Source organism: Pseudomonas sp. K5002 (genome assembly GCF_013386655.1).
Taxonomy (GTDB): Bacteria; Pseudomonadota; Gammaproteobacteria; order Pseudomonadales; family Pseudomonadaceae; genus Aquipseudomonas.
The window spans coordinates 1-8,656 of record NZ_JACARK010000726.1; the positions used below are offsets into that span (position 1 = coordinate 1).

General features: G+C 63.6%; 10 protein-coding genes. 1 reads left to right on the top strand and 9 read right to left on the bottom strand.

The window, feature by feature from the left end; all coding sequences use genetic code 11:
* Positions 1 to 569: MFS transporter (locus HX846_RS27165; protein ID WP_178966468.1), on the bottom strand; the 569-nt coding region annotated here is incomplete at its 3' end.
* A gap of 88 nt (positions 570 to 657) precedes the next feature.
* Positions 658 to 1,656 (bottom strand): bile acid:sodium symporter family protein, encoded by a 999-nt coding sequence (locus tag HX846_RS27170; RefSeq protein ID WP_087694198.1) that lies wholly within the window; start codon positions 1,654 to 1,656, stop codon positions 658 to 660.
* An 85-nt stretch (positions 1,657 to 1,741) separates the two neighbouring features.
* Here HX846_RS27170 and HX846_RS27175 point away from each other — a divergent pair, with 85 nt between their 5' ends.
* Complete coding sequence (locus HX846_RS27175) at positions 1,742 to 2,530, top strand: helix-turn-helix domain-containing protein (RefSeq protein ID WP_178966469.1); 789 nt, start codon at positions 1,742 to 1,744, stop codon at positions 2,528 to 2,530.
* A gap of 98 nt (positions 2,531 to 2,628) precedes the next feature.
* Here HX846_RS27175 and HX846_RS27180 read toward each other — a convergent pair whose 3' ends face one another.
* The 7 genes from HX846_RS27180 to HX846_RS27210 form a co-directional block, all read right to left on the bottom strand.
* Entirely contained in the window at positions 2,629 to 3,864 is a 1,236-nt protein-coding gene (locus tag HX846_RS27180; RefSeq protein ID WP_178966470.1) for a Zn-dependent hydrolase, read from the bottom strand.
* Positions 3,861 to 4,352 (bottom strand): L-2-amino-thiazoline-4-carboxylic acid hydrolase, encoded by a 492-nt coding sequence (locus HX846_RS27185; RefSeq protein ID WP_010173377.1) that lies wholly within the window; start codon positions 4,350 to 4,352, stop codon positions 3,861 to 3,863. Before HX846_RS27185 ends, HX846_RS27180 begins: the two co-directional genes overlap by 4 nt.
* A gap of 114 nt (positions 4,353 to 4,466) precedes the next feature.
* Positions 4,467 to 5,606 carry a branched-chain amino acid ABC transporter substrate-binding protein gene (locus HX846_RS27190; protein WP_003207971.1) on the bottom strand — a complete coding sequence of 380 codons (1,140 nt, stop codon included), beginning with the start codon at positions 5,604 to 5,606 and terminating at the stop codon, positions 4,467 to 4,469.
* 66 nt (positions 5,607 to 5,672) lie between these two features.
* Positions 5,673 to 6,389: an ABC transporter ATP-binding protein gene (locus HX846_RS27195; protein WP_008436935.1), complete on the bottom strand. Its 717-nt coding sequence runs from the start codon at positions 6,387 to 6,389 to the stop codon at positions 5,673 to 5,675.
* Positions 6,382 to 7,155, bottom strand: a complete 774-nt coding sequence (locus HX846_RS27200; RefSeq protein ID WP_177008269.1) for an ABC transporter ATP-binding protein — start codon at positions 7,153 to 7,155, stop codon at positions 6,382 to 6,384. Before HX846_RS27200 ends, HX846_RS27195 begins: the two co-directional genes overlap by 8 nt.
* On the bottom strand, positions 7,152 to 8,237 hold the full coding sequence (locus HX846_RS27205; protein ID WP_087694203.1) for an ABC transporter ATP-binding protein: 1,086 nt from the start codon (positions 8,235 to 8,237) through the stop codon (positions 7,152 to 7,154). The genes HX846_RS27200 and HX846_RS27205 overlap by 4 nt, the downstream gene beginning before the upstream one ends.
* Positions 8,234 to 8,656, bottom strand: a 423-nt coding sequence (locus HX846_RS27210) for a branched-chain amino acid ABC transporter permease (protein ID WP_372242017.1), incomplete at its 5' end; no start/stop codon positions are given. The genes HX846_RS27210 and HX846_RS27205, both read right to left, overlap by 4 nt.

Consider the following 8,656-nt stretch of genomic DNA (forward strand, 5'->3'; position numbering starts at 1 on the left):
AGCGGCAAGGTGCGCGCCAGCCAGAACACCAGCCCGGCGGCAAACGCGCCGATCACCAGGAAGGTGGTGCGCCAGCCCATGGCTTCGCCCAGCAAGCGGCCCAGCGGAATACCCAGAACCATCGCCAGGGAAGTACCGGTAGCCAGCAACCCAAGGGCCTGCACCTGCTTGCCCTCCGGCGCCAAACGCACCGCGAGGGAGGCAGTAATCGACCAGAACAACGCATGGGACAGGGCAATGCCGACCCGGCTGAGCATCAGGATGCCAAAGCTGGTGGCCACGCTGGACAGGATATGGCTGGCGATAAACATGCCGAACAGCACGATCAGCAGCTTGCGCCGCTCAACGTTACGGGTCAGCAGCATCACCGGCAGCGAGGTCAGGGACACGATCCACGCATAGATGGTCAGCATCAGGCCGACGCTGGCGATGGGCATGTCGAAGCTCGCGCCGATGGCACTCAGCAGGCCGACCGGTACAAATTCGGTGGTATTGAAAACGAAAGCGGCCAACGCGAGAGCGAAGACCGGTTGCCAGTTGGCTTGAGGTGTTGCGGCGGAAATGCTCATTTACAGGTCGTCGTACTCGTTTGCGCGCAGATCAAGCCGGCCCGATGCCGGGCCTTGAGCCGCGCGCAAAAAATAGTAACACGACGATTCAGGGATCGACTTGCCCCATCAGCTCGGGAATCGACTCAGGACGCTTGGCATAGCGCTGGGCCAGCGCCGCGCAGACCATCAACTGGATCTGGTGAAACAGCATCAGCGGCAAAATCAGCACCCCCATGCTCGCCCCGGCAAACAACACCTGGGCCATCGGCACACCGGTGGCCAGGCTTTTCTTCGAGCCGCAGAACAGAATGGTGATCCGGTCTTCCTGGCTGAAGCCAAAAGCCTTGCCCAGCACCGTGGACGCCACCAGTACCAGCGCCAGCAACACACAGCACGCCACCACCAGGCCACCCAGTTCCCACAACGGAATCTGGTGCCAGATGCCCTCGTTGACCGCTTCGCTGAAGGCGCCGTAGACCACCAGCAAAATCGAACCCTGGTCGACGAACTTCAGCCAGGATTTGTTACGCCCTACCCACTCGCCGATCCAGCGACGGGCGATCTGCCCGGCGATGAACGGTAGCAACAATTGAACACTGATTTTCAGGATCGCATCGACGGTGGAGCCGCCATCGCCATGCACATTCAGCAGCAACGTCACCAGCAATGGCGTCAGGAAGATCCCGAACAGGCTCGACGCCGCCGCGCTGCAAATCGCCGCCGGGATATTGCCCCGGGCCAGCGAGGTAAAGGCAATCGCCGACTGCACGGTGGCGGGCAACGCACACAAATAGAGCATGCCCATGTACAGGTCTTTACCGATCAGCGGCGACAACACCGGCTTGAGCGCCAGGCCCAGCAACGGAAACAGCACGAAGGTCAGGCTGAACACCAGCAGGTGCAGGCGCCAATGACCCGCACCGGCAACAATGGCCTGGCGCGACAGTTTCGCGCCGTGCAGGAAAAACAGCAGCGCGATGGCCAGGTTGGTCACCCAGCCAAAGGCCACGGCGGTCTGGCCGCTGGCGGGCAGCAGGGACGCGAGGATCACCGTGGCCACCAGGGTCAGCGTGAAGTTGTCAGGTAAAAAGCGTGGGCGGGTCATAGGCCAATCTTCCAGGGGTTGCCAAGAGCATCGTCGCGACTCTAACGTAACGGCTTGTTACCGACTAACGCCAATGAGCCAGTAAATGCCGCCAAAAGGACATGACAAAACCGTGCGCCGCAGCGTGCCCGGGCTTTCCAGCCTGCCCAGGCCGGTGTATGGCCGCACCGAATCCCTGCCCAACCGCGCGCTGACCCGCCGCCATAGTCACCCGTGGGTGCAGTTGTCCTACGCGATATCCGGGGTGCTGGAGATCCAGACCAGCGTAGGACGCTTCGTCGCGCCACCCCAGCGGGCCGTGTGGATACCGGCCGGCATGCCACACCGGGTGTTCAGTTCGCCCCATACCGAGATGCGCAGCCTGTACCTCGATTGCAGCGTCACCGCCTGGGCGGCCGACCGCTGCCAGGTGCTGGCGGTGAGCAGCCTGTTGCGCGAGTTGATTCGCAACTTCAGCGAATTGCCGGTGGAATACGCCGAGGATGGCCCGGATGGACGGCTGGCCCAAGTGGTGCTGGACCAACTGGCCGCCGCGCCCCAGGTCGACCTGATGTTGCCGCTGCCGGCCGACAGCCGCTTGCGCCAGATTTACCGCAGCCTGAACCTGCACCCGGAGCAGCAAACCACTCTGGGGCAGTGGAGCCAGAAGCTGGCGGTCAGCGAGAAAACCCTCAGCCGGCTGTTCCTGAGCGACACCGGCCTGACCTTCCGTGCGTGGCGCCAGCGCCTGCGATTGTTGAGCGCCCTGCCCGCCCTGGAACAAGGCGAACGCGTGACCGATGTGGCGCTGGCCTGCGGCTACGAATCTACCTCGGCCTTCATCAACGCCTTCCGCCAGCAGTTCGACGCCACACCGGGCGAGTTCTTCCGCTGATCATCAGACAAAGAAGCTCCAGAGCGAAAACTGGATTTCCTATGGGAACTCGCCCCCCCTGTGGAAACTCGGTCCCCTGTTGAACAGTTAAACCTCGCTCACTCCCCCGCCTTGGCCAACACCGCCTGCAACAACACATCCGCCCCCGCCGTCGACCACTGCGGATAAATCTCCTCCGCCTCGTTATGGCTCAGCCCATCCACACACGGCACAAAAATCATCGCCGTCGGCGCCACCCGGTTCAGGTAGCAGGCATCATGCCCGGCCCCGGAAATCATGTCGCGATGGCTATACCCCAACGCTTGCGCCGAAGCCCGCACCACCTCCACACACTCAGGGTCGAAGGCAATCGGCGCGTACTGGAAAATCTGCTTCACGCTGTGCTGCAAACCAATCCCCTCGGCGATCCGCGCCACCGCCGCCTGCAACTGCCGATCCTGATACCCCAGCACCGCTTCATCCGGATGCCGAAACTCCACACTGAAAAACACCCGCCCCGGCACCACGTTGCGTGAATTGGGGAAGATATTCGCCATGCCCACCGTCGCCCGCCCTTCGGCGCCCTGTTCCAGGCCGATCTGATTGACTGCCTCCACCACCCGGGCAAATCCGAGCAATGCATCGAGCCGGTGATCCATCGGCGTCGTCCCGGCATGGGCGCTGCGCCCGCTCAGTTCCACTTCATACCAGCGCTGGCCCTGGGCGCCGGTGACCACACCGATGGTCAGGCCCTGTGCCTCAAGAATCGGCCCCTGTTCGATATGCAACTCAAACGCCGCATGCACCGCCTGGCCACCCACCGGATGCGCACCGGCATAGCCAATCTGCTGCAACGCCTGGCCGATGGTGATCCCGGCCTTGTCTTCCCGGGACAGGCCGTACTCCAGGTCAAACACCCCGGCATACACCCCCGAGGAAATCATCGCCGGCGCAAACCGCGAGCCTTCTTCGTTGGTCCAGTTCACCACTTCGATTGGCCGCTCGGTTTCAATCCCCAGGTCATTCAAGGTGCGCACCACCTCCAGCCCGGCCAGCACGCCGTAGATACCGTCGTACTTGCCGCCCGCCGGCTGGGAATCGCCATGGGAACCGGTCAGCACCGGGGCCAGGTGATCCTGGCGCCCGGCGCGACGGGCAAAGATATTGCCCATGGCATCCACCCGAATGCTGCACCCGGCCGCCTCGCACCATTGCACAAACAGGTCGCGACCGCGGCGGTCCTCATCCGTGAGGGCCAGGCGCGAGACCCCGCCCTTTTCGGTGCCGCCGATCTGCGCCATTTCCATCAGCGAGCCCCACAGGCGCTCGCCATTGACCCGCGCCAAGTCGTTCATGAACGCGGCTCCTGGGGTTTGGCCCGGTAGCGGAAGTCACAGTGATGGGCACCGCCCATGATGGTCTGGGTGCGGGTCAGCTTGATGTCCGGGTTGTAGCCGACGATAAACAGTTCGTCGCGGTTGCAGGACAGCAGGTGACCGATCTCGCCCAGGCCCATCTCGTGATACATCTCGGCATAGCGGCAGCGCTTCACGTCATAGTCGTAGTGCTCGGCGTCGCTGGCGATGATCTCGACCTTCAGCGCATCGTCCTTTTCCCAGAGCACTTGCAGCTCGACAAAGCTCTTGAGGTCGGCGCCCTGCTCTTCCAGCTCGGCAAAGTGCTTGCCGGCCTGGATCGCTGCATTGCCCACCGCCTCGCCGATCACCGCCGCCGCAAAGTCCTTGCCCTGCTCGCGCACCAGGATCTCGTAGATCGGCTTGATGATTTCGGCTTCGATCCGCCGCCGGGCCAGGATGCCCAGTTCACCTTCCAGCTTGCTCATTGTGTGCCTCCGTAAACCTGTAGGAGCGAGCTTGCTCGCGAAGATATTCCAGGCGCATCGCTGCGTTGACTGTACATTTTTCGCGAGCAAGCTCGCTCCTACAGGGGTGGGTTGTTACTTGCCGCCCGCCACACTGACTGGCTGCCACTGATTACTTTTGACCTCATACACGGTGAACGACGGCTTCTTCAGGTTGCCCTCGGCATCAAACGCAATGGTCCCGGTCACGCCCTGGTAGCTGATGGCGCGCAGCACCGGCAGGTACTTTTGCGGGTCCACCGAGTCGGCCTTCTCGATCGCCGCCACCAACACCCCGACACCGTCATAGGCAAACGGCGCGTGCAGTTCGATCGGCGCCTTGTAGCGATCCTTGTAAGCCTGCTCGAACGCCTTGCCACCCGGCATCTGCGCCACCGCCAGGCCCGGCTCCAGGGCAATCACGCCCTCGCCTTCGTTCTGCGCCAGTTGCAGGAAGGTCTGGCTGACAAACCCACCGGCCCCCATCAGCGGTGCCTTGATGCCCAGTTGCTTGATACGCCTGGCCAAAGGCGCGGCCTGGGAATCGACGCCACCAAAGAAAATCAGGTCCGGGTTCTGGCTTCGGATATTGGTCAGCACTGCGCTGAAATCGATGGTCTTGTCGTCGACGTATTCACGGGATACCACCTTGGCGCCACCGGCCTCGATGGATTTGACGAACTGGTCCGCCAGGCCCTGGCCGAATGCGGTGCGGTCGTCGATCACCGCAATGCGCCGGGCCTTGAGGGTGTTCAAAGCATAGTCGCCGGCCACCTGGCCGCCATCGTCGTCATGGCCCATGATCCGGAAGCTGGTGTCGAAGCCCTGCTGGGTATACGCGTGCCCGGTAGCAACCGGGGCGACTTGCGCGATACCTGCATCGTGATAAACCCGCGCCGCCGGAATGCTGGTGCCGGTGTTCCAGTGGCCAACCACGCCCACCACGCCTTCGTCCACCAGGCGCTGGGCCACGGTGACGGCGGTGCGCGGGTCGGACTGGTCGTCCTCGGACAGCAGCTTGAAGGTCACCGCCTCACCGTTGATTTTCGGGTGCTTGCCGTTGGCCGCGTCGATGGCCAGTTGCGCGCCGTTTTCCAGGTCCTTGCCGATCCGAGCCGACGGGCCGGTCAACGGCCCGGCCAGGCCGATCAATACGGTCTGGTCGGCCTGGGCCATGGCACTCGCCAGGCTGCTCAAGGCCAGGCCGATCACTAGGGTGTGCTTGAAAGTCTTCATCAGTGGTTCCTGTTTCTTTACGGGCTGGTCGGAACACGCCGGGCGTCCGGTAGCGTCAGGGTTGATTCATTCACCGAGGTAGGCACTGCGCACCTCGGGGTGGTCGAGCAATTCATGGGACGGGCCAGTGAGGCTGATGCGCCCGGTGTCCATCACATAGGCACGGTCGGTGACCTGCAGCGCGAGCCGGGCGTTCTGCTCTACCAGCAGCAGGGTCATGCCCTGGCGGCACACGTCGTCGATCACCTGGAAGATCTTCTCCACCATGATCGGCGCCAGGCCCATGGACGGCTCGTCCAGCACCAGCAAGCGCGGCTTGGAGAGCAGCGCCCGGGCCAGCGCGAGCATCTGTTGCTCGCCACCGGAGAGCAGGCCGGCGGACTGCTGCAGGCGCTCCTCCAGACGCGGGAAGTGCTCGAACAACTGGCGGATCTCGCGGTTCACCTGCTCGGTGTCACGACGCAGGAAGGCCCCGGCCTGGAGGTTTTCCAGGACGCTCATGCGCGCAAAGATCCCGCGCCCTTCCGGTACCATCGCAATGCCCTGGCGCAGCAATTGGTCCGGCGCCTGGCCGAGGATCGAACGCCCGGCGAAGTGAATCTGCCCCGCCGCTGCCGGCAGCAATCCGGTCAGGGCCTTGAGGCTGGAGGTCTTGCCGGCACCGTTGGCGCCGATCAACGTCACTCGCTCGCCTTCGCCGATGTGTAAATCCAGGGACTTGACCGCTTCGATGGCGCCGTAGCGCACCTGCAAGCCGTCGACTTTCAATAAAGGTTCAGACATGGGCGCTGGCTCCCAGATAGGCCTGGATCACCGCCGGGTCGTGGCGCACCTCGGCAGGCGCGCCCACGGCGATCACCTGGCCGTAATCGAGCACGCTGATGCGGTCGCACACCCCCATCACCAGCTTCACGTCGTGCTCGATCAGCAGCAGCGTGTGGCCGTCGTCGCGGATCTTTTCCAGCAGGCCGCGCAGTTGCACTTTCTCGGCAGCGTTCATCCCGGCGGCCGGCTCGTCGAGGGCCAGCAAACGTGGTTCAGTGGCCAGGGCCCGGGCGATTTCCAGTCGGCGTTGATGGCCGTAGGACAGGCTGTCGGCGCGGTAATTGGCGAACCCCGCCAGCCCGACATACGCCAACAGGCGATGGGCATGGGCGCGGGTTTGCGCTTCTTCTTCCCGGGCTCGACGATGGCGACTCAAGGCGGCCCACACGCCATTGCGGGTGCGCACATGGCGGCCGACCATGACGTTTTCCAACGCGCTCATGGTGTTGAACAGGCGGATATTCTGGAAGGTCCGGGCGATGCCGGCCTGGGCCACCTGGTGCACGCTGGCCGGCTTGTAGTCCTCGCCGTCGAGCTGGAAGCGCCCGGAATCCGGGGTATACAGGCCGGTCATCACGTTGAAGAAGGTGGTTTTACCGGCGCCATTGGGGCCGATCAAGCCATAGATCTCCCCAGGCTGGATGCTCAGGCTCACGTCGGTGAGCGCCGCCACGCCGCCGAAGCGCTTGTTCACCTGGTCAATCTGCAACAGCGGCTGATTCATCGCGCCACTCCTTTTGGCCACAGGCCTGCCGGTCGATAGAGCATCGCCAGGATCAGCGCGAGCCCATAGAACAACTGACGAATGATTTCCGGGTCCACCAGCACCTGGCCGAACAGCGCCTGCTGCAACGGGCCCATGCTCGCGCGCAAGGCTTCGGGCAACGCCGCCAGCAATACGCAGCCGAGAATCACCCCCGGGATATGGCCCATGCCGCCGAGCACCACCATCGCCAGCACCGCGATGGACTCATTGAGAGTGAAGGACTCCGGCGAGACAAAGCCCTGGAACGAGGCGAACAACGCCCCGCTCACGCCGCCAAACCCGGCACCGATGGCAAACGCCAGCAGCTTCAAGCGCAAGGTGTTGACGCCCATGGCCTGGGCCGCTTCCTCATCTTCACGAATCGCCACCCAGGCCCGCCCGATGCGCGAACGCTCCAGGCGAATGCAGGCAAACAGGATCAGCACCACCAGCGCGGCGAACAGGTAGTAGTACAGATAGACCGAAGGCAGGCGCAGGCCGAACAGCTCCTGGGTGCGCCCGAGGTTGATCCCCAGCAGGTTGACCGGGTCGACCTGGGAAATACCTTTGGGCCCGTTGGTGATGTTCACCGGGCGATCCAGATTGCGCAGCAGGATGCGGATGATTTCACCAAAGCCCAGGGTCACGATGGCCAGGTAATCGCCGCGCAGGCGCAAGGTCGGTGCGCCCAACAACACGCCAAAGCCCGCCGCCAGCAACGCGGCCAAGGGCAGGATCAACCAGATCGAGGTGTGCATGCCCGCCGGCAGCAGCGCCATCAGCGCCGGGAATTGCTGCAACAGATGCGGCGAGGACAGCAACGCGGCGAGGTACGCGCCCACTGCGTAGAACGCGATAAAACCCATGTCCAGCAGCCCGGCGTAGCCCACGACGATGTTCAGGCCCAGGGCCAGCATGATGTACAGCAAGGCGAAATCGAGGGTGCGCACCCAGGTATTGCCACCGGCATGCCCGACAATCCACGGCGCCAGCACCAGCGCCACGGCGAACAATACAAGGCCGAAGCTGGCGCGCTGGCGGGAGGTATTCAGGACACTCATGCGCGGGTCGCCAGTCGTTCGCCCAACAGCCCCGAAGGACGAAACACCAGCACCGCGATCAACACGATAAAGGCAAACACATCCTGGTAATTGCTGCCGAACACACCCTGGGTGGCAGCGCCCAGGTAGCCGGTACCCAGGGCTTCGATCAACCCCAGCAGCAGGCCGCCAAGCATCGCGCCCTTGAGGTTGCCGATGCCGCCCAATACGGCCGCGGTGAACGCCTTGATGCCCGGCAGGAAACCCATGTAGAAATGCGCGCTGCCGTAGTTGCTCGCCATCATGATTCCGGCCAATGCCGCCAGGGCGCCGCCAATGGCAAAGGTCAGCACGATGATGCGATTCGGGTTGATGCCCATCAGGCTCGCCACCTGCGGGTTCTCGGCCACGGCGCGCATGGCCCGACCAAAGCGTGTGCG